The following is a 21,472-nucleotide window of genomic DNA, read 5'->3' on the forward strand; positions in this document are numbered from 1 at the left end:
AGCTCTCCTCCTTTCGCGCAAAAATAACAGCATAGGAACTCTGTATTTATCATACCGAGTTCCTATGCTGCGCACATCCCCCGAAAGGGGGATTTTGGGGGGAGTTATTTCAAAAGATCCACCAGTTTGCTCCGGCGGTCGATGTTGGTCTTGTTGAAGATACTGCGGATATGGCTCTTCACGGTCTCCTCCGAGATGAAGAGGCGCTGGGCGATCTCCTTGTTGCGCAGGCCCTCCGCTGCCAGCCGGGCCACTTCCCGCTCCCGCTCGCTGAGTTCGGTCATCTGATCCGGGTACTTCTCCAGCATGGCAAAGATCCGGCTCTCCTCCGCCCTGGTATAGTGGATCTCCATGGCTTTGATCTCCGCGATGGCGGTCTCATGCTTCTTTTTGATGGAGGGAAGCAGAAACAAAACCGAGAGATACTTTCGGAAGCAGGCCAGGAAGGTATAGTTCTTATCCTGCTCCGCCAGGGACAGCGACTGCTCCAGCCACTCCGCCGCCCGGGGGATCGCCCCCATGGACAGATAGCACAGGGATAGGCCCACACACATGAAATTGCGCGTGGACAGGGAGATGAGACGGCTGTCCAGCTGGAGGGAGGCCTCTACGCTGGCAATGGCCCGCTTGTACTCCTTCTTCAAAATCAGGTCGGTGATGCGGTTGGTCTTGGCCATGAAGTTCGTAAAGGTGAGGTCCCCCAGCATGTCCGCCGCCCCTCTGGCCCAGGCGGCGGAGCGGTCCGGCTCCATCATGAGGCCCAGCAGATAGGTACGGACGGTCTCCGCCATCTGGGTGTTGATGGCGGTGTGCTGCAAAAAGGGATAGGCCAGGGCCTTGGTCTCCAGATATTCGATGGCCTTCTGCAGGGAGATCATGTCCGACTGGTAGATGGCGTTGATGCCCAGCAGCAGGGCCGCGCCGTAGGTCACCGTGGCGTTCTGCCACTGCTCCGACAGCAGCGCCGCCCGGTGGGCGTAGATGTCCGACTCGTCAAACCGCCCCTGGACGCTGAGGGCCTCGCCCAGGTAGAGCTCATAGGCCCCGGCCCCGTGATTGCCGGTGAGGGGGTTGTAGACCTCCAGCATGTCCCGCAGCTCCTCCGCCGTCTCCATCATCTTCCCCGGTGTGCGGTAAAAGAGATACCACATGGAGGTGGTGCCGAACAGATAAGGCTCCCGCCGGTTGAAGAGCCGGGAGGGCTCGCTCATCCAGGCGGCAGCCTCCTGGTAACATGCCTTCATGCGGGGGATGTCGGGAAACTCCCGGAAGGCGGAGAGGAGATACCACTCCCCCATGAGCTGCCGGCTGCCGTTTTCCGCCAGGATCTCCCGGCTCTCCTCCAGCGCGGCTTCAAAGCCCCGGAAATCCGTGCCTGCAAACAGGGCCAGGCACAGCCGCAGCATGGAGAGGGGGTATTGGGCCAATGTCTCCCGGGGACAGCGCTGCAGCACCCTGCGGGCCAGGGCGGTGTAGGGGATCGAGCCGAAGGTCTCCCCCAGGAGACCCACCAGCTCACAGGAGAGCAGCTGTTCGTCGTTGCCCGCCTGGAAAAAGCACTCCACGGCCTTTTTGTTGTTCCCGGTCCGGCGGTAGATGGTGCCCGCGGCCTCATAGACCTGACAGCGGAAGTCCGGGGGCATGGATTCCAGCATCTCCAGCAGGATATGCCGCAGCAGCTCGTGGGGGTAGCTGGTTCTGGCCCGGATGTCGTGGTGCATGAGAGGCGTGCGCACCAGGAGGTTCTGCAAAGCCGCCTCCTGACCGGGGGCAATGTCCGGCAGCTGTTCCTCCTGGATGCAGTCATACACCGCCACCCGCAGCAGCATCTCCTGCTCCTTGCAGGAGACTTTCCGCCAGAAAAATTCGTGGAGCAGCCCGTCCATATCGTGGAATTCCGGCAGCTTGTCGGGATTGTCCTGTAAGCTCTTCAAATACAGGGCCACCGCGGCGGCCCAGCCCTCGGTATTGCGGTAGACCATGTCGGCCTGCTGCCGGGTCAGGTTCAGGCCCAGCTGCTGGGCATATTGCAGGATGTCCTTCTTGCCCAGCAGAAAATCCCGGGAATTCAGCCGGGAGACGCCGGAGCTGCTTTCAAAGACAGCCCGCAGCTTTTTAAAGTTCTGGGAGATCAGCACCACATGCAGGCTATCCCGGGGCCGGTCCGCTATCGCCTGCAGAAGGGGCAACGGCCAGTTGTCGCCGATCAGCTGAAAATTGTCCAAAATGAGATAGCAGGGTGAGGAGACCGAAAGGCGGGCCAGGATGTCCGCAGCGGCGCTGACATTGCTGCGGTTCAGAAAGCCAAGCCCCCGCAGTGCGGCGCCTGCGTCCGCGTCCAGGGTGCCGATCTGCCGGATAAACCAGTCCAGGCTGGTGTCCTGCAAAAAGCTCACCGCCGTGAACCAGTGGACCTGCTCGGGAGGAATCTCCCGCATGGCCCAGCGGACCGCCGTGCTTTTCCCATAGCCCGCAGGCGCTTCGATCATGGTCAGACTGCTTTGATAGATGTGAGAAAGTTTCTGTTGGATATCTTGCGAAAAATAGAGCGTATCCATTTGCTCACCCCGTTCCTATCTTTTATTATAGGAAAAAAGGGGGGCCTTGTCACTCCCTCGAAAGGGGGGATTTTGGGGGAGAGGGGCAGCGCTGTGCGGCTGCGGCAGAGGCGTCTTCCGTCTTCGGAATCGTTCCTTTCCATGCACTCCGATCCGCCCTATATGAAACATCGGCCGCAGGAAAAACTGCGGCCGATGTTCACATGCGCCCGGATCAAAACAGCTGTCCCGGCAGCCTTAATTTTTCCTTGGGCGGGAAGTTCCGGTCAAATTCCTCCGCCGCAGCCTCATCCACATAGTAGCCCTTCGGCGTGTGGTAGACCCCGGTGACGCCCTTCAAAAAGTCCGGCTGGAGCTCCCTGAGCAGGACATAGGGGACGATCTCCTGCTCCGGCTCCCCGTGGTAGCGGACGCCCCGGGTCCCGGCCACTACAAAGCCGGACTTGCCGTAGAAGTCGATGTTGCCCTCGATGCACAGGGCCCCCGCCCCCAGCTCTCTGGCCCGCTCCATGGACTCGTCCAGCAGGTACTTGCCCAGGCCCTGCCGCTGGAGGTCCGGGCGGATGCTGATGGGCCCGAAGGTCATCATGGGGATCTCCCGGCCGTCATCGGCCACAATTTTGGCGCGCATATACAGCACATGGCCGATGAGCACTCCGTCCCGCTCCATGACCAGGTCCAGCTCGGGCACAAAATCCGGGTCCCGGCGCAGCACATGGACCACATAGTGCTCCAGGCAGCCGGGGCGGTAGACGTTCCAAAAGGCCTCCCGGGTGAGATGTTCTACGGCAGCGTAGTTCGCCGGTGTTTCCCGGCGGATGATGATATTGTCCTGTCTCATAGTTCCTCCTCGATATGGTGCGGTCGAAGTTATGCCCTCTTTCCCTGCCTGCAAAAGCAGGTCTCCTCATGGGAGTCGATCACGCCCACCGCCTGCAGATAGGAGTAGATGATGACGCTCCCCACGAACTTCATGCCCCGCCGCTTCAGGTCCTCAGACACCGCGTCGGACAGCTCGGAGCGGACCTGTCCGGTCTCATGGATGCGCTTCCCCTCCGTCCAGTGCCAGAGGTAGCGGTCAAAGCTCCCCCACTCCCGCTGCATGTCCCGAAAAATCCTGGCGTTCTTTACTGCGGCGCGGATCTTCAGCTTGTTCCGGACAATGCCGGGATCCTGCCTCAGTGCCTCCAGCTTTTCCGCGTCGTACGCACAGACCTTCTCCAGATCAAAGCCGTCAAAGGCCCGGCGGAATGCCTCCCGCTTGTTGAGGATGCACTCCCAGGAGAGGCCCGCCTGAAAGCCCTCCAGAACCAGCATTTCAAACAGCCTCCGGTCGTCGTGGACGGGAATGCCCCACTCCTCATCGTGGTAGCGGATATAGAGAGGATTCTTGGGATTGGCCCAGCTGCATCTGATTTTTTCTGTCATATGACCACGCTCCATTTCTTTCTCCATTCCGTGCGGGGAATTCCGTCCGTCTGACCGCAGGGTGGAAGCTCTTCAGATCATCTCCCGCAGCGCAGCGATGAACCGGCAGACGTGGAAGCCGTCGCAGACCGCGTGATTTACCTGAATGGACAGCGGCAGCCACACCCCGCGCTCGTCTCGCTGGTATTTCCCCATGGTAAAAATGGGAGGCAGGTAGCGGTAGCCGTTTTGCAGGTTCAGATTGAATCCCTCAAAGCTCTCCCACGGGACCATGGAGACCGGGAAGGTGTTGACCGGCACGTCCGGCTTTGCCATCATGTCCTTACAGCTTCCAAACTGCTCCAGATCTTGCTGATAGGCCCGGCAGAAGGCCCCGTAATCGTCGGTGTATTCGGTCCACAGATTGGAAAAAGTCTCGCTGTCCTGGTGAAAAATCGTGTAGCAGGGATGCATTTCCGTATAAAATCCCAGCGTCCCGTCGGGCCCCAGGTCCATGCGAAACTCCTGATACTGATTGACCGCCTTTGCGATCCGGTAGAGCATGGCCGGATAGAGCCGCTCCTCTGCCTCGATGAGCGGCGTGATGTCCAGCTTTGTCGTCATGCTGTATGTGCAGGGCACCTGGTGAAAGTAGTGCTCAAAGTGCTCCTTTCGGGCCCAGGTGTCCAGATCGACCGGTATAAATTCCATGTTGCTCCCGCCTCCAGTTCCTTCTCTTGTCTCTGATCTATTATTATAGCATAGAAACCGGGTCATACCAGTCCAGACGACGGATATGACCCGGTTTTTCGGTCTGACCGCCAGGGACTCAGCCGTCCATGGCCTGCTCCAGGCGGGCGTTCAGGGTGTCCTCCTGGGCTTTTACGTTCCCGATGATGGGCGCGCCGACGATGTTGCCCTCGCTGTCGATCACGTATGTGGTGGGGTATCCCGCCAGCTGGGAGATGAAGTCCGTATAGAGCGCCTGGTCGGGGTCCGGGGAGAGATTGGTGTAGGTGACCCCTTTTTCCTTCAAAATCTTCCGGGCGGTCTCCAGCTGCTCTTCACTCTCGCCGGAATCGGACGCCACGCCGATGAGATTGATGTTCTTCTCCTGAAACTCCTGGAAATACTCCTCCAGCTCCGGCATCTCCTCGATGCAGGTGCCGCAGCCGTTGTTCCAGAAGTTGACGATGGTGGCGTCGTACTCGGAAAAGATGTCGTTCGTCACCTCATTTCCCTCGGTGTCCACCTCGGAGAAGGTGGGAAACGGCGTCTTGGAGACCAGTTCGTCGGAAGAGGAACAGGCGCTCAGCCCCAGAACCAGGGCCGTGGTCAGAAGGGTAGCAATTCTTTTATCCATGGTTTGTGCTCCTTTTTTCGTTCATGATCCAGGGGGCCTGTCTCTGGATGGCCTGGTGGGGGCAGGCCCGGATGCAGCCCCCGCACCGAATGCATTCGGCGTGGTTGGGATGGCGGAACACGTCCACATCCATGCCGCACACGCGGCTGCACACGCCGCAGGCAGTACACTTCTCCCCATCCACCGACAGGCGGTACAGGGAGACCTTGTGAAACAGGCCGTAAAAGGCCCCCAGAGGACAGATCCACTTGCAGAAGGGCCGGTAGAAAAAGACGGCCAGCAGGATGACACCCAGGAGGATACAGCTCTTCCAGGTGAACAGCGCCCCCAGGCTGGCCCGGATGCTCTCGTTGGCCAGTGCCAGGGGAATGCCCCCCTCCAGAATCCCGGCGGGGCAGATGTACTTGCAGAAAAACGGGTCGGCCAGTCCCACCTCATTGACCACCGTCATGGGCAGCACGATCACAAAGAGGACCAGAATGCCGTATTTCAGATAGGTCAGCCAGCGCAGCCGGCGGGTCCCAAACTTTTTCGTGGGGATCTTATGGAGCAGCTCCTGAAACCACCCGAAGGGGCACAGAAACCCGCACACCGCCCGCCCCAGCAGGACGCCGAAGAAGAGCAGGATTCCCATGATATAGTAGGACACCTGATATTTCGGCGCGCCGATGACCGCCTGCAGCGATCCAATGGGGCAGGAGCCCGCCGCCGCCGGGCAGGAGTAGCAGTTGAGTCCGGGCACACAGAGGCTTTTCAGCCGCCCCCGGTATAATTTTCCGCTGAAAAAATGGAGCAGAAATGGGTTGGAAGCCAGGGCTGCCGCCGCCTGGATCTTCCACCGTCCGCTTGTTTTCCGTTGTTTAGCCAATGCCAACACACTCCAGACACAGATTGATGCCCTTGTTCCAGACGGTGGCCGTTTCCCCGCGCAGGATGCCCGCGGCGATCAGGACACCCGCAGCCAACAGAAGGCAGACCGGGATCTTTTTCATCGTCCCGCTCCTCTCATCCCATCGCAACGGCGGCCATCCCATCCTCCCCGGAGGGGTCGTCCTCCTGGGCCATGGCGACAAAGCTGGGCGCGGAGGCCGCCAGATCCTCCGCCTCCACCTGGGAAGTCCAGGCGGAGATCAGGGAGCCGTTCACATACCACACGCCCACACAGGGGATCTCCGAGGCCATCTCGTCATTCTGGGCCAGCGCCTCCTGCATGGACTCGTTGTAGGCCACCACCGGGAAGGGCGCGCCCTGGAACAGCTCGTGGTCCATGTCCCCCTTGCTGCACACCACGATGTCCGCCCCCGCGGCGCGGACATCCTCCACCGCGTCCACCAGTCCGGTGTAGAAATCCGCGGCTCCGGGGTCCTCCGGGTCCAGAAAGACCAGAAAGGCGGTGTCCGGAAGATCCGCCCCGGTGTAGGTCTCTCCGGTCAGGGTCTCCGTCTCAAATGCGCCCACCTTGTTCACGGCCATTTTGTCCGCCGCAGGGACCGAGCGCTCTTCCTGATAGCTGTCCGCCCACTCCTGGGTGATCCACCCCTTGTCCAGGGCGTCCTCGATGGTCACCGAGCCGTCTCGGATGGCCGCCTCCACTTCCTCCGGGCCGGGGGCCTTGCTCCCGCAGGCGGAGAGGGTCAGGCACAGCGCCAGCGCGCCGGCCAGAATCGCGTTTTGTTTCATGGGGATTCCTCCTGTGTTTTCATTTGACGCCGGACATGATACCATAGAGCGTGTCAAGTCCCTGTCAAGTTCTTGACACAGATTTGACCGGGACTGTGTTACCATAGGAGAAAAACAGCAGGCGTTTTGTAATGAAGATTTTCGTGGTAGAGGACGAGCGCCAGCTGTGCGACGACATCGCCGAGGACCTGGAGCTGGAGCGCTACACCGTGGAGCGCTGCTATGACGGGCTGGAGGCCTGGGAGCGCATTCTGGTGGAGTCCTACGATCTGGTGATTTTGGATCTGAACCTGCCCGGTATGGACGGGCTGGATATCCTGCGGGCAGTCCGCAGGGAAAAACCCGAGCAGCGGGTGCTCATCCTGTCCGCCCGGAGCACCCTGGCCGACCGGGTGGCCGGACTGGACCTGGGGGCGGACGACTACCTCACCAAGCCCTTTGCCCTGGAGGAACTGGAGGCCCGGGTGCGCGCCCTGCTGCGCCGGGATTTTGCCTCCCGGGATACGGCCCTCGTGGTGGGGCCACTCACGCTGGATACCCAGCGGAGGGAGATCTCCGCCGAGGGTCTCCCCCTCTCCCTGACCCGCAAGGAATTTGGGATCCTGGAGTATCTCATGCTCCGGGCGGGGCAGGCGGTCAGCCAGGAGGAGCTTCTGGAGCACATCTGGGAGGCCGAGTCCAACCCTTTCAGCCACGCGGTGCGGATGCACATCTCCTCCCTGCGGAAAAAGCTGCGCACCGCCCTGGGCTATGACCCCATCGTGACCAAGATCGGACAGGGATACCGTCTGGAGGTGAGGACTTGAGCCGGAAGATCTCTCTGCGTCTGCGGGTGACGCTGGTCTGCGGCGTGCTGCTGGCCGTGTGCTGCCTGCTGCTGACCGTCAGCCATACTTACTCCGCCTATGAGATGGCCGACGCCATTGAGGCCACGCCCCTTCAGCCGGCCCAGGCGATCGGCGCATGCGAAACGGGAGCGCTCTCCCAGCTCCCCATGGCGGCGGTCAGCCGCCCCGCCCGGGAGACCTTCCGGATGCAGAGCGTGGCCGCCATGGGGATCATCGTGGTGAGCGGCTGCCTGATGGTCTACTGGCTCACGGGGAAGGCACTCGCCCCCCTGCGCCGGCTGGACGAACAGATCCGCGGCCGGACCGCCTCCGACCTGGACACCCCTCTTCCCGTGCCCGCCAGCGGAGACGAGGTGGCCGGACTGACGGTCTCCTTCAACCAGATGTCCCAAAACCTCAGCCGGGCCTTCCAGCAGCAAAAGCAGTTTGCCCAGTGTGCCGCCCATGAGCTGCGCACGCCCCTGGCTGTGCTCAAGACCCGCATGGCCCTCTTCCGGAAGAAGGGGCTGTGCACCACGCCGGAGACAGCCGCGCTACTGGACGTACTGGAGGAGCAGACGGAGCGGCTCTCCGCTCTGGTGAACGACCTTCTCTCCCTCACCAACCTGGACGATCTGGAGCGCAGCGCGCGCGTGGATCTCTCCCAGCTGCTCACCCAGGTGGCCGGGACCCTGGAGGAGGCGGCCCGGGCGCAGAACATTGCCATCCAACTGGAGCGCGAACCTGTGACGGTATTGGGAAATGCCATCCTGCTGGAGCGTGCCCTCTTCAATCTCATGGAAAACGCCGTCAAATACAACCGTCCCGGCGGGACCGTGACCGTCCGGGCCACGCGCGCGGGAGCATATGCCCAGGTGGAGGTCTGCGACGAGGGCCTTGGAATCCCTCCGGAGTTCCGGGAGCAGATCTTTGAGCCCTTTTTCCGGGTGGACAAATCCCGCTCCCGGCAGCTGGGCGGGGCCGGGCTGGGCCTCTCCCTGGTGCGGGCCATTGCGGAGCTCCACGGCGGCAGCGTGCGGGCGGAGGCGGTCCAGGGCGGTGGAAGCCGTTTTCTCCTGGTGCTGCCCTGCCCGGAGGAGGCGCAGTGTAAAATTTGATGATGCAAAAGCCCGCTCCCATATGGTAAAATAATGGGACCGATCCGGGGTGCCTCGGATCGGTCCGGAATCACGAAGGTCTGAAGCATTCCATCTGCGCATGAGAAACCGCCGCACAAGCCGGCCCTACCCCCTCACCTCTCCCACGAGGTGGGGATGTTTCATGTTCTGTGACACTGTCCTCTTACCTTCTCTGCCGCATTCCATTGACCGATGATAGATAGAAGGAAGGTTCCCTATGAACGAAAAAGAAGTTGCTGAAATTCGCCGCCGCTTTCGCAAGGACAAGAGCAATATTACCCATATCCGCGGCTGCTATGTGAATGAAAATCAGGAGATCGTCGCCCGCTTCGACCAGTCTCTCGCCATGATGTCCGAGGAGGAGACCGACACCTTTCTCTCCATCCTCAAGCGCACCCTCAGCGGAAGCCTGGGCAAAAATCTGATCGACCTGGCCTTTGACACCCAGCAGGTGGTCAGCAGTGAGGAGCACCGTCTGCTCATGGCTCTGCGTGACTCCTCCCTGAAGGATGAGGAGGCGGTGGACACCTTCTTCCAGAAGGTCATTCAGTCCGCCGCGCTGGAGGGAAATTATCTCATCCTGCTGGCCCACGACACCTACGATGTCCCCTACCGCTCCAAGGACGGGGATACCCAGGCTGACGCCTCCTCCGAGGTCTTTTCCTACATTCTGTGCAGCGTCTGCCCCATCAAGCTGACCAAGCCCGCCCTGAGCTACTATGTGGCGGAAAATGCCTTCCACAACCGCACTTCCGACTGGCTGGTCTCGGCCCCGGAGCTGGGCTTCATCTTCCCCTCCTTTGACGACCGGAGCACCAACCTCTATAACACCCTCTACTACACCCGCAATAGCGCCGAGAACCACGCCTCGTTCGTGGAGGCCGTGTTCTCCCGCACCCTCCCCATGCCTGCCGACGAGCAGAAGGAGGCCTTCCAGAGCATTCTGGAGGAGACCTTGGAGGACGATTGCAGCTTTGATGCGGTCCAGGCCGTCCACGAGCAGATCCGGGACCTCATCGAGGCCCACAAGCTCAACAAGGAGGAGGAGCCTCTGGTCATGACCAAGGACATGGTCAAGCAGATACTCGGCTCCTGCGGCGTCAACGAGACCCAGATGGCCCTCTTCGACACCAAGTTCGACACCCATTTCGGCTCGGACACCCAGCTGCCCCCCCAGAACCTGGTGGACCCCAAGCGCTTTGAGGTGCGCACCCCCAACGTCACCATCCGGGTCAACCCGGAGCGTGGCGATCTGGTGGAGACCCGGGTCATCAACGGCGTCAAGTACATCCTCATCCGCGCCGACGAGGGCGTGGAGGTCAACGGCGTGAATATCCACATTCCCTGATATTAAGTGCAAAAAAGGGCCGGAATGCAGATCGCATTCCGGCCCTTTTGGCTGTGTATTTCGGTCTGATTTGTCTTACAGCAGGCTGTAATCCATGATGGCGCCCTTCGCGCCGGAGGCCGCCAGCTTGCAGTACAGGCCCAGATAGCCCTTCTTGAACTTGGGCTCGGGACGCTTCCAGTGCTTGAGGCGCTCGGCGATCTCCTCCTCGCTGACCAGCAGGTTCAGGCTGCTGTTGTCCACGTCGATCTCGATCTTGTCGCCGTCCTGCACGATGGCGATGGGGCCGCCCTCAGCCGCCTCGGGAGAGATGTGTCCCACGAAGCAGCCGTTGTTGGTGCCCGAGAACCGGCCGTCGGTGATCAGCGCGGTGGTCAGAGCCAGGCCGCGGCCATAGAGGTACTTCATGGCCTTGAACATCTCGCGCATGCCGGGGCCGCCCTTGGGGCCCTCGTAGCGGATGACCACCACGTGGCCCTCCCGCACCTTGCCGGCGATGATGGCCTCCTCGGCCTCCTCCTCAGAGTCGAAGCAGATGGCCTCGCCCACAAAGTGATGCAGGCTCTTGTCAAAGGCGCCGGGCTTGGTGATGCCGGTGTCGGGGGCCAGGTTGCCCCGCAGCACGGCCACGCCGCCGGTGTAGCCGAAGGGATCGTCCAGAGTGCGGATGACCCGGCGGTCCACCGGATAGAGGTAGCGGTGGCCGGCGATGTTCTCGGCCACGGTCTTGCCGCTGACCGTCATCTGGTCGGTGTCCAGGATGGAGGACATCTCGCTCATCAGGCGCACCACGCCGCCGGCCCGGTAGAAGTCCACCATGTTGTACTTGGAGGCGGGGTTGATCTTGGCCACCTGGGGCGTGGTCTTGGACAGGGTGCCGAACTCCTCCAGCACGTCGATGTCCAGCTCAGCCTCGTGGGCAATGGCGGTCAGGTGCATCACCGCGTTGGTGGAGCCGCTCATGGCCAGGCACACCTTGATGGCGTTGCGGATGCTCTCATTGGTGATGATCTTCCGGGAGGTGATGCCCTTCTCCAGCAGCTCCATGATCTTGATGCCGGTCTCCTCCGCCACGGCCAGACGGGCGGCCGAGGAGGCGGGAACGATGCCGCCGTCGGGCAGGGTCATGCCCAGAGCCTCGGAGAGGGAGCACATGGTGTTGGCGGTGCCCAGGTAGGAGCAGGAGCCGCAGGTGGGGCAGGAGCACTCCTCCAGCACCTTATACTCCTCCTCGGTGATCTTGTTGGCCGAGAGCATGCCGTAGGCCTCGGCGCTGGAGGTCTGGTCGGACTGACGGCCGTCAAACACGATGCCGCCCTCCATGGGTCCGCCGGGCAGCAGGATGCAGGGGATGTCCAGACGGGCGGCCGCCATCAGCAGGCCGGGCACGATCTTGTCGCAGGAGCCCAGCAGCACGATGGCGTCAAAGAGGTTGATCTGGGCCATGGACTCCACCGAGTTGGCAATGATCTCACGGGAGGGCAGGATATAGTGCATGCCGTCGTGTCCCTGGGCCATACCGTCACAGCCGCCGATCACGCCGAACTCCACCGGCGTACCGCCGGCCCGGTAAATGCCGTCCTTGACCCGCTGGGCCACCTGCCGGAGATTGAAGTGTCCGGGCACGCACTCGCTCCAGGCATTGGCAATGCCGATGATGGGCCGCTTCAGATCTTCGGTCGTAAAGCCCATGGACTTGTAAGTCGCTCTGTAGTACTGGTTGTCGATTCCGCGCAGAATTTTCTCACTGCGATGCATTATACATTCTCCTCTCTGCATCCGTTTATCTCTCACAAAATTCCGATATACGAATCGTTTTTATATATGCGAATTTGACATTTAATATAGTAACATTCTCGCCCCGCCGCGTCAACCGCTCTTTTTCCCTTTCTCATAAAATTTTTGGGGGTGCTTGACACATTATATATGGTTATGTCTACTCCCCCTGTTTTGGGGCGTGTGTCAACCCTCTTTTTCACTTCCGTCGATTTGCTGTTTTTCCATCCATGGGCCTATCTCTTTTCCGGTCCACCGGCGGGTCATTTCCCCGGTCATAAGACCGCAACCCCTTCCTGCGGCATGGTTTTTCTCCCCTTCATGCAAATTGACTGCGCCTCGCCCCTCGATTCCTTCCCAACGCTAAATATGGGTTGCTTTTTCAAAACAGGCACTATATAATGTACACAGTTTTTCAGTTCGAGGGCATTCTCCCCCCAAGATCTTGTGTGTGGGAGATTGCCTCTTTTCATGGGCCGCTATGTCCGCCGCTGAGGCGGCGGGCGGTCCAAATAGATACGTAAGAGGAGCGAGCGCAAATATGAAGATCATGAAGCGAAGCGGCGCCGAGGCCCTGTTTGACCGGGAGAAAATTGTCACCGCTGTCACCAAGGCCAGCCGGGCCGCCTCTACCATTCCGGAACTCACCGAGGAGCAGATCGAGGCCATTGCGCAAAAAATCGAGGCCGACTGCCTCCGGATGGGCCGAGCTCCCTCTGTGGAAGAGGTCCAGGAGATGGTGGAGACCGAGCTCATGAAGGACGGCGCTTACGAGACGGCCAAGCACTACATCCGTTACCGCTATGACCACAACCTCCGCCGGTCGGCAAACACCACCGACGATCAGATCCTCTCCCTCATCGAGTGCAACAACGAGGAGGCCAAGCAGGAGAACTCCAACAAGAACCCCACCGTCAACTCGGTCCAGCGGGACTACATGGCCGGCGAGGTATCCAAGGATATCACCAAGCGCCACCTCCTCCCCCGGGAGATCGTGGAGGCCCATGAGGCCGGCATCATCCACTTCCACGACATGGACTACTACGCCCAGCACATGCACAACTGCGATCTGGTCAACCTGGAGGACATGCTCCAGAACGGCACCGTCATCACCGGCACCATGATCGAAAAGCCCCACAGCTTCTCCACCGCCTGCAACATCGCCACCCAGATCATCGCCCAGGTGGCCTCCAACCAGTACGGCGGACAGTCCATCTCCCTGGCCCACCTGGCCCCCTTCGTGGATGTCTCCCGCAAGAAGATCCTGGCCGAAGTGCTGGCCGATCTGGCCATCTGCGGCGGCTCCACCGAACCCGACGTGGTCCACAAGATCGTGGAGAAGCGCCTGCGGGAGGAGATCCGCCGGGGCGTGCAGACCATCCAGTACCAGGTGGTCACCCTGATGACCACCAACGGACAGGCCCCCTTCATCACCGTGTTCATGTACCTGGGCGAGGCCAAGAACGAGCAGGAGAAAAAGGACCTGGCCCTCATCATCGAGGAGACCCTCAATCAGCGCTACCAGGGCGTGAAGAACGAGGTGGGCGTCTGGGTCACCCCCGCCTTCCCCAAGCTCATCTATGTGCTGGAGGAGGACAACGTCCGTCCCGGCACCCCCTACTACTACCTGACCAAGCTGGCCGCCAAGTGCACCGCCAAGCGCCTGGTGCCCGACTATATCTCGGAAAAGATCATGCTCCAGAACAAGGTGGACCAGAACGGCGAGGGCCACTGCTACACCTGCATGGGCTGCCGCTCCTTCCTCACCCCCTATGTGGACCCCGAGACCGGCAAGCCCAAGTACTACGGCCGCTTCAACCAGGGCGTAGTCACCATCAACCTGGTGGACGTGGCCCTCTCCTCCGGCGGGGACATGGATGCCTTCTGGAAAGTCTTTGACGAGCGCCTGGACCTGTGCTACCGGGCCCTCATGTGCCGCCACAACCGCCTCAAGGGCACCCTTTCGGACGCCGCCCCCATCCTGTGGCAGTACGGCGCCATCGCCCGCCTGCAGAAGGGCGAGCCCATCGACAAGCTCCTCTACAACGGCTACTCCACCATCTCCCTGGGCTACGCCGGCCTCTACGAGTGCGTCAAGTACATGACCGGCAAGTCCCACACCGATCCCGAGGCCACCCCCTTCGCTCTGGCGGTCATGGAGCACATGAATCAGGCCACCGCCCGCTGGAAGGCCAAGGAGCACATAGACTTCTCCCTCTATGGCACCCCCATGGAGTCCACCACCTACCGCTTTGCCAAGTGCCTCCAGAAGCGCTTCGGCATCATCCCCGGCGTGACCGACAAGGCCTATATCACCAACAGCTACCATGTCCACGTCACGGAGGAGATCGACGCCTTCCAGAAGCTCTCCTTTGAGGCCCAGTTCCAGACCCTCTCCCCCGGCGGCGCCATCAGCTATGTGGAAGTGCCCAACATGCAGAACAACCTGGAGGCCGTGCTCCAGCTCATGCAGTTCATCTACGACAACATCATGTATGCTGAGCTCAACACCAAGAGCGACTACTGCCAGGTCTGCGGCTATGACGGCGAGATCAGCATCGTCACCGACGAGGACGGCAAGCTGGTCTGGGAGTGCCCCCACTGCCACAACCGCAACCAGGACAAGATGAACGTGGCCCGCCGCACCTGCGGCTACATCGGCACCCAGTACTGGAATCAGGGCCGCACTCAGGAGATCAAGGAGCGGGTGCTCCACCTGTAAGGCACCGGAAAGGACGGATCGCTATGAACTACGCCGCTATCAAACGGCGGGACATCGCCAACGGCATCGGCGTGCGGGTCTCCCTCTTTGTCTCCGGCTGTACCCACCACTGCAAGGGCTGCTTCAATGAGGAGGCCCAGGACTTTCACTACGGCCAGCCCTTCACCCCCGCGGTGGAGGACGCCATTCTGGAGGACCTCTCCCCTTCCTATATGAACGGCCTCACCCTCCTGGGCGGAGAGCCCTTTGAGCCGGACAATCAGCGTGCCCTCCTCCCCTTCCTGCGCCGGGTCAAGGCGCGCTTCCCGGACAAGGATATCTGGGCCTTCTCCGGATACGTCTATGATACCGAGCTTTTGGGCGAGAGCCGGGCCCGGTGCGAGGTCACCGACGAGATGCTCTCTCTCATCGACGTACTGGTGGACGGGGAATTTGTGGAGGAGAAGAAGGACATTACCCTGCGTTTCCGCGGCTCCTCCAACCAGCGTCTCATCGATCTCAATCGCTCCCGCGCAGCCGGGACCGTGGTCCTGTGGAGCGACGACAACTGAATGTTCAACCTCTGCAAAGGGTCCGCCGGGACAGATCACTGTCCCTGGCGGACCCTTTTTTCCTGTACTCTCCTAATGCATGGCCCCCTGCCTCCATGGTATCATGCTCTCTGTGGTATCTTCCACACGCAATCTTGAGAAAGGCAGGAATTTTATCATGCACCGACGAACAACACGCGCCCTCTCCTTTCTGGCGCTGCTGCTCGCCTTGTTCACCGCGTTCTCCCTGGTCTCCCCCGGGCTGGAGGCCGCCGGCGGCACCTCTTCCCAGAAAAAAGTGGTGGGCTATGTCCCCTATTGGCGCAGCGGCTATTTCTCCCAGATCCCCTATGACCAGGTGACCCATCTCAACTACGCCTTTGCCATCCCCACCGCGGAGGGCGGTCTGCGCCCCCTGGAAAACGCCCAGGCGGCCCGGCAGCTCATCCAGACCGCCCACCAGAAGGGAGTCAAGGTCCTCCTGGCCGTGGGCGGCTGGAGCTACAACGGCGTGGTCCTGGAGCCCACTTTTGCCGCCGCCACCGCCACCGAGGCCAAGCGGAAGGCCTTTGCCGATGCCATCATCGCCATGTGCGATCAGTACGGCTTTGACGGCGTGGACATGGACTGGGAGCACCCCCGCCTTAAGGACGGTACATACCGGCAGTACGAGGCCCTCATGCTGGACTTGGCCCAGCGCCTCCACGCCAAGGGGAAGCTCCTCACCAGCGCCGTGCTCTGCGGGGTGTCTCCGGAGGGCGCGGTCTACTCCGACTCGGCCGCCCACACCGACGCGGTCCTCCATGCCGTGGACTGGATCAATGTCATGGCCTATGACGGGGACGAGGGCGCCCGCCACTCCACCTACCAGTTCGCCCGCTATTCCGGGGACTACTGGCACAAGACCCGGGGGGTGCCCGCCGAAAAGGTGGTCCTGGGCCTCCCCTTCTATGCCCGCCCCGGCGGAACGGCCTACCGGGACATCCTCTCCGCCGTCCCCAACGCCCACCTGAGCGACTCGGTGACCTACCAGGGCCGCACGGTCTGGTACAACGGCCTGTCCACCATCCAGGCCAAGACCCGGTATGCCCGGGATGAGCTGGGGAGTGTCATGATCTGGGAGATCACCCAGGACACCTCCGACCCCACCAAGAGCCTCCTCGCCGCCATTACCCGCACCCTGCGGGAGGATGCCTCCCACCCCTTCACCGACCTGGTGCCGGGCAGCTGGTACTATGAGGACGTATGCGCGGCCTATGAGGCCGGACTCATGAAGGGGACGGGCGGCACCTCCTTCTCCCCCCTGCGCACCCTCACCCGGGCCGAGGGCATCGCCCTGGCCAGCCGCATCCACGACCGCCATCACAACGGCCGGGAGACCATCTCCCCAGGCTCTCCCTGGTATCAGCCCTATGTGGACTATGCCCGTACCCAGGGCATTCTGACCCAGAATCTCTCCGCCGCGGAGCTGAGCGCCCCCCTCACCCGGGCGGAATTTGCCACCTTCCTGGCCCGCTCTCTGCCGGGGAGCGCCCTGCCCCCCATCAACACGGTGGAGCGCATTCCCGATCTGGCCGAGAGCGACCTCCACGGCCCCGCCGTCTATCAGCTCTACCGGGCCGGTATTTTTGCCGGGTCGGATGCCAGCGGCTCCTTCCGCCCCAACAGCGTCATCACCCGGGCCGAGACCGCCGCGCTGGTGGCCCGCATGACCGATCCCGACCGCCGGGTGTCCTTTTCCCTGACCGGTTAGTTTGTTTGAACCGACCCGTTCATTCCCGTCACATCTTTTCCCCTTAGATTCTTCTCATTTCCGTCTTTTTTGCCATCTATTTTTCTTTTTTCTTGTTTATATGTTGTAAATTTTTGCAAAACTGCTCAGTCTCCGTTGCCAATCCACTGGTTTCCGGCTATACTTAAAACTGAACTTGAATTGAGACAGCTGCAAGGCAAGCAGTGAAAGGTGGACTTTTTGGATATGCGTGGAATTTACACCTCCATTACCGACATCCGTCGCAGTATTTTTACCGAGATCGCCCGTATGGCTTACGAGGACGGGGACTACGCCCGGAAGCTGGAGGAGCTTCCCTATGAGATCCTCCCCGGCGAGCAGGCCCAGTACCGGGAGAGCATCTTCCTGGAGCGCGCCATCGTAGGCGAGCGTCTGCGTCTGGCCATGGGACTGCCCGTGCGCTCCGCGGCGGAGTCGGCCCCCATCTCCAAGGGCATTGAGGACAGCACCCGGCCCGAGACCTACTATGAGCCTCCCCTCATCAACATCATCAAATTCGCCTGCCATGCCTGCCCGGAAAAGCAGGTCATCTCCACGGAGGGGTGCCAGGGCTGTCTGGCCCACCCCTGTACTCTGGTCTGTCCCAAGGACGCCATCCACATCGTGGGCGGCAAGTCGGTAGTGGACCAGGACAAGTGCATCAAGTGCGGCCGCTGTGTGGACGCCTGCCCCTACAACGCCATCATCAAGCAGGAGCGCCCCTGTGCCGCCGCCTGCGGTGTGAAGGCCATCGGCTCCGACGAGTACGGCCGGGCCGAGATCGACTATGACAAGTGCGTCTCCTGCGGCATGTGCCTGGTCAACTGCCCCTTCGGCGCCATCGCCGACAAGAGCCAGATCTTCCAGCTCATCACCGCCATGAAGGGCGGCTCCCATGTCTACGCCGCCGTGGCCCCCGCTTTCGTGGACCAGTTCGGCCCCAACGTCACCCCGGAGAAGCTCCGCGCCGCCATGAAGCAGCTGGGCTTTACCGACGTCATCGAGGTGGCCGTGGGCGCCGACCTGTGCGCCGCCGAGGAGGCCGAGGACTTCATCAAGAACGTGCCTGAGAATCTCCCCTTCATGGCCACCTCCTGCTGCCCCGCCTGGTCCGTCATGGCCAAGAAGCAGTTCCCGGAGCTTGCCCACTGCGTCTCCATGGCCCTCACGCCCATGGTGCTCACCGGCCGCCTCATCAAGATGAAGCACCCCAACGCCCAGGTGGCCTTCATCGGTCCCTGCGCCGCCAAGAAGCTGGAGGCCATGCGCAAGAGCATCCGCAGCGACATCGATTTCGTCCTCACCTTTGAGGAGATGATGGGCCTCTTCAACGCCCGGAACATCGACATCCAGAACATCGAGGAGGAGGAGTTCCTCTCCGAGTCCAGCGCCGACGGCCGTAACTTTGCCGTCAGCGGCGGCGTGGCCCAGGCCGTGGTCAACTGCATCAAGACGATGTACCCCGAGCACGGCGAGATCAAGGTGGCCAGCGCCCAGGGTCTGGAGGACTGCCGCAAGATGATGGTCATGGCCAAGGCCGGTAAGTACAACGGCTACCTGCTGGAGGGCATGGCCTGCCCCGGCGGCTGTGTGGCGGGTGCGGGCTCCATGCAGCCCATCGACAAGTCGGCCGCCGCCGTGAAGAAGTATGCCAAGAAGGCCGAAAAGCAGTTCTGCTGTGAGACCGACTACCTGAAGGATCTGGAGCGTCTGGAGGAGTAATTTCCCCTCCGCATCCGCAAATGTTTTCCCCCCTGCCTACGGGCAGGGGGGATTTTTTGCATCTTTTGCGGTTTTTGCCCGCTTTTTTAAAAAATCGTAAGAAAAGACTCATTGACTCTTCATACAAAGCTGGTACACTTTCCTTAGCAAAAGATCCCAACGAGAGGACGATGCCTATGAAGCCCCGCGCCAAAGCGCCTCAGCGCACGCCGGTCCCCCGGCTGGACCCCGACCCTTCTCAGGGCCTCACCACCCGGGAGGCTGCTGTGCGCGCCGCCGCCGGATGGTCCAACCGGGACCCCAATCAGCTGCCCAAGCCGGTCAGCCAGATCATCCGGGACAACCTGTGCACCTTTTTCAACGCGCTCTTTGTGGCCCTGGCCCTGTGCCTCTTCGCGGTGGGAGCCTACCGGGACATGCTCTTTCTGGGCATTGTGGTGTGCAACGTCCTCATCGGCATCGTGCAGGAGCTGCGGGTCAAGCGCACCCTGGACCGCATCGCCCTCCTCTCCGCCCCCACGGCCACCGTGGTGCGGGACGGAAAGCGCCTTACCCTCCCCACGGAGGAGCTGGTGCTGGACGACATCATCCTGCTCTCCGCCGGAGACCAGATCTGCGCCGACGCCGTTTTGAAGGAGGGCTGCGCCGAGGTCAATGAGTCCCTCCTCACCGGCGAGTCCGACCCCGTTCTCAAGCGCCCGGGCGATCCCCTGCTCTCGGGCAGCTTTCTGGCATCAGGCCGGTGTTCCGCCCGTCTGGAGAAGGTGGGCGGCGACTCCTATGCCGCCGGGATCGCCCGGGCCGCCAAGGGCCGGCGTACCAGCCGCTCGGAGATGATGCGCTCCCTGGACCGGCTGCTCCGCTTCATCGGGGTGGCCATCGTCCCCCTGGGCACCGTGCTCTTCTACAAGCAGTATGTGCTCCTCCACACCTCCCTCCCCTACGCGGTCAGCTCCACGGTGGCCGCCATGGTGGGGATGATCCCCGAGGGGCTCTATCTCCTGGTCAGCGTGGCCCTGGCGGTAAGCGTGGCCAATCTGGCCCGCCGCCGCACCCTGGTCCATGAGCTCTCCTGCATCGAGCATCTGGCCCGTGTGGATATCCTCTGTCTGGACAAGACCGGGACCCTGACCCAGGGGAAGATGGAGGTCTCCCGGCTCCTCCCCCTCTCCATCCCGGCCCACCGGGCTGAAGAACTGCTGGGGGCCTTTGTCCATGCTTCGGCCAGTGACAACGCCACGGCCCAGGCCCTCAAGGCCCGCTTTGCCCCGCCGGAGGTCCCCTGGTCCCCGGTGCGGGAGGTCTTCTTCTCCTCCGAGCGCAAGTGGAGCGCCCTCGTCCTCCCGGAGGAAGAGAGCTATCTGCTGGGCGCCCCGGAGGGCCTGCTGGGGCCCGACTGGGCCCGGTACGCCCCCGGTTTGGAGGAGGCGGCCGCCGCCGGGCAGCGTGTGCTCCTGCTGGCCCGGGGACGCCAGGTCCTGGCGGGGGACAAGCTCACCGCCCGGCCGGAGCCGCTGGCCTTCCTCTTCCTCTCCGACCAGCTCCGCCCGGACGCCTCCGAGACCCTGGCCTATTTCCGGGAGCAGGGGGTGACCGTCAAGGTCATCTCGGGGGACCACGCCGCCTCGGTGGCCCACATCGCCCAGCGGGCCGGAGTAAGCGGCGCCGAGCGCTGGCTGGACCTCTCCACCCTGCCCCCCGACGCCGATCTGGAACTCCTGGCTGAGCAGTACACCGTCTTCGGCCGGGTCACCCCCCAGCAGAAGCAGCAGCTCCTCCACGCCCTCCAGCGGCGGGGCCACGCGGTGGCCATGCTGGGGGACGGGGTCAACGATGTGCTGGCCCTCAAGGACGCCGATTGCAGCATCGCCATGGCGGCGGGCAGCGACGCGGCCCAGCAGGTCTCCCATCTGGTGCTGCTGGACTCCAACTTCTCCGCTCTGCCCCAGGTGGTGCGGGAGGGCCGCCGGGTCATCAACAACATCGCCCGCTCGGCCTCCCTCTTTCTGGTCAAGAACATCTTCTCCTTCCTGGCCTCGGCCATCCTGCTGGTTCTCCCGCTGCTCTACCCCCTCCGCCCGGCCCAGGTCAGCCTGGTGAGCGGCCTGCTCATTGGCGTGCCCTCCTTCCTGCTGACCTTTGAGCCCTCCTACGAGCGCATCCGGGGCCACTTCTTGCGCAGCGTCTTTGTCAACGCCCTGCCCGGCGGACTGGCCGATGTGTGCGCCATCTTCGCCTGCGTCTGGGCGGGCAGCGCCATGGCGCTGCCCATGGAGCAGATCTCCACGGTCTGCACCCTGCTCCTCAGTCTGAACGGATTTCTGGTCCTGGTGCTCCTGTGCCGGCCCTTCACCCCCTACCGAGGGCTGGTGCTGGGCCTGATTCTGGCCGCCTTTACAGGGGCCGTCCTCCTCTTCTTCCCCTGGTTCCAGCTCACGCCCCTCACCCGGGACGGCTGGAACCTCCTGGGCCTGCTGGCCCCGCCCACCGCACTGGTCCTACTGGGGCTCACCTTTCTGTGCCGGCGCTTCCGGCCCTGGCTCCTGCGCCTCTTCCGCAGCGCCGCCCACCGCTCCGCGCCCCGGCCGGAAAACACACTCTGAGCACAAAAAAACTGCGCCGGCCTCGC

General features: G+C 62.1%; 17 protein-coding genes. 8 read left to right on the plus strand and 9 right to left on the minus strand.

Going from position 1 to position 21,472, the window contains the following annotated elements:
* Nucleotides 1-104 precede the first annotated feature (104 nt).
* From H8S34_RS06335 to H8S34_RS06365, 8 genes are all read right to left on the minus strand, one after another.
* Nucleotides 105-2,489, minus strand: coding sequence for a LuxR C-terminal-related transcriptional regulator (locus H8S34_RS06335; RefSeq protein WP_186963349.1), 2,385 nt, complete (start codon nucleotides 2,487-2,489; stop codon nucleotides 105-107).
* A 283-nt stretch (nucleotides 2,490-2,772) separates the two neighbouring features.
* The gene (locus tag H8S34_RS06340) at nucleotides 2,773-3,399 is read right to left on the minus strand and encodes a GNAT family N-acetyltransferase (protein WP_186963350.1); all 627 of its coding nucleotides are present in this window, start codon (nucleotides 3,397-3,399) and stop codon (nucleotides 2,773-2,775) included.
* Between the two features lie 29 nt (nucleotides 3,400-3,428).
* Nucleotides 3,429-3,986: a DNA-3-methyladenine glycosylase I gene (locus H8S34_RS06345; protein ID WP_186963351.1), complete on the minus strand. Its 558-nt coding sequence runs from the start codon at nucleotides 3,984-3,986 to the stop codon at nucleotides 3,429-3,431.
* A gap of 72 nt (nucleotides 3,987-4,058) precedes the next feature.
* Nucleotides 4,059-4,676 (minus strand): type A chloramphenicol O-acetyltransferase, encoded by a 618-nt coding sequence (catA, locus tag H8S34_RS06350; RefSeq protein WP_186963352.1) that lies wholly within the window; start codon nucleotides 4,674-4,676, stop codon nucleotides 4,059-4,061.
* Nucleotides 4,677-4,794: 118 nt separating this feature from the next.
* Entirely contained in the window at nucleotides 4,795-5,328 is a 534-nt protein-coding gene (locus H8S34_RS06355; RefSeq protein ID WP_101691921.1) for a peroxiredoxin family protein, read from the minus strand.
* Complete coding sequence (locus H8S34_RS06360) at nucleotides 5,321-6,196, minus strand: 4Fe-4S binding protein (protein ID WP_186963353.1); 876 nt, start codon at nucleotides 6,194-6,196, stop codon at nucleotides 5,321-5,323. The genes H8S34_RS06355 and H8S34_RS06360 overlap by 8 nt, the downstream gene beginning before the upstream one ends.
* Complete coding sequence (locus H8S34_RS15335; RefSeq protein ID WP_252192538.1) at nucleotides 6,189-6,320, minus strand: CD1871A family CXXC motif-containing protein; 132 nt, start codon at nucleotides 6,318-6,320, stop codon at nucleotides 6,189-6,191. Before H8S34_RS15335 ends, H8S34_RS06360 begins: the two co-directional genes overlap by 8 nt.
* Before the next feature lie 13 nt (nucleotides 6,321-6,333).
* Nucleotides 6,334-7,008, minus strand: a complete 675-nt coding sequence (locus tag H8S34_RS06365) for a hypothetical protein (protein ID WP_186963354.1) — start codon at nucleotides 7,006-7,008, stop codon at nucleotides 6,334-6,336.
* A 131-nt stretch (nucleotides 7,009-7,139) separates the two neighbouring features.
* Between H8S34_RS06365 and H8S34_RS06370 the strand changes: the two genes are divergently transcribed.
* From H8S34_RS06370 to H8S34_RS06380, 3 genes are all read left to right on the plus strand, one after another.
* Nucleotides 7,140-7,814: a response regulator transcription factor gene (locus tag H8S34_RS06370; RefSeq protein WP_101691918.1), complete on the plus strand. Its 675-nt coding sequence runs from the start codon at nucleotides 7,140-7,142 to the stop codon at nucleotides 7,812-7,814.
* Nucleotides 7,811-8,953, plus strand: coding sequence for a HAMP domain-containing sensor histidine kinase (locus H8S34_RS06375; RefSeq protein WP_186963355.1), 1,143 nt, complete (start codon nucleotides 7,811-7,813; stop codon nucleotides 8,951-8,953). Before H8S34_RS06370 ends, H8S34_RS06375 begins: the two co-directional genes overlap by 4 nt.
* Before the next feature lie 238 nt (nucleotides 8,954-9,191).
* A complete protein-coding gene (locus H8S34_RS06380) occupies nucleotides 9,192-10,322 on the plus strand; it encodes a DUF4317 domain-containing protein (RefSeq protein ID WP_186963356.1) in 1,131 nt (376 codons plus the stop codon).
* 75 nt (nucleotides 10,323-10,397) lie between these two features.
* Here H8S34_RS06380 and ilvD read toward each other — a convergent pair whose 3' ends face one another.
* Entirely contained in the window at nucleotides 10,398-12,080 is a 1,683-nt protein-coding gene (ilvD, locus tag H8S34_RS06385; protein ID WP_101691915.1) for a dihydroxy-acid dehydratase, read from the minus strand.
* 559 nt (nucleotides 12,081-12,639) lie between these two features.
* On the opposite strand from ilvD, the gene nrdD reads away from it, so the two are divergent.
* From nrdD to H8S34_RS06410, 5 genes are all read left to right on the plus strand, one after another.
* A complete protein-coding gene (gene nrdD, locus H8S34_RS06390) occupies nucleotides 12,640-14,820 on the plus strand; it encodes an anaerobic ribonucleoside-triphosphate reductase (RefSeq protein ID WP_186963357.1) in 2,181 nt (726 codons plus the stop codon).
* Between the two features lie 23 nt (nucleotides 14,821-14,843).
* A complete protein-coding gene (gene nrdG, locus H8S34_RS06395; RefSeq protein ID WP_101691913.1) occupies nucleotides 14,844-15,371 on the plus strand; it encodes an anaerobic ribonucleoside-triphosphate reductase activating protein in 528 nt (175 codons plus the stop codon).
* 157 nt (nucleotides 15,372-15,528) lie between these two features.
* Nucleotides 15,529-17,103, plus strand: a complete 1,575-nt coding sequence (locus H8S34_RS06400) for a glycosyl hydrolase family 18 protein (RefSeq protein ID WP_207724912.1) — start codon at nucleotides 15,529-15,531, stop codon at nucleotides 17,101-17,103.
* Nucleotides 17,104-17,328: 225 nt separating this feature from the next.
* Nucleotides 17,329-18,843 carry a 4Fe-4S dicluster domain-containing protein gene (locus H8S34_RS06405; RefSeq protein ID WP_101691911.1) on the plus strand — a complete coding sequence of 505 codons (1,515 nt, stop codon included), beginning with the start codon at nucleotides 17,329-17,331 and terminating at the stop codon, nucleotides 18,841-18,843.
* A 176-nt stretch (nucleotides 18,844-19,019) separates the two neighbouring features.
* Entirely contained in the window at nucleotides 19,020-21,446 is a 2,427-nt protein-coding gene (locus H8S34_RS06410) for an HAD-IC family P-type ATPase (RefSeq protein ID WP_186963359.1), read from the plus strand.
* Nucleotides 21,447-21,472 lie beyond the last annotated feature (26 nt).

This window comes from Pseudoflavonifractor hominis (genome assembly GCF_014288125.1).
Taxonomy (GTDB): Bacteria; Bacillota; Clostridia; order Oscillospirales; family Oscillospiraceae; genus Pseudoflavonifractor_A; species Pseudoflavonifractor_A gallinarum.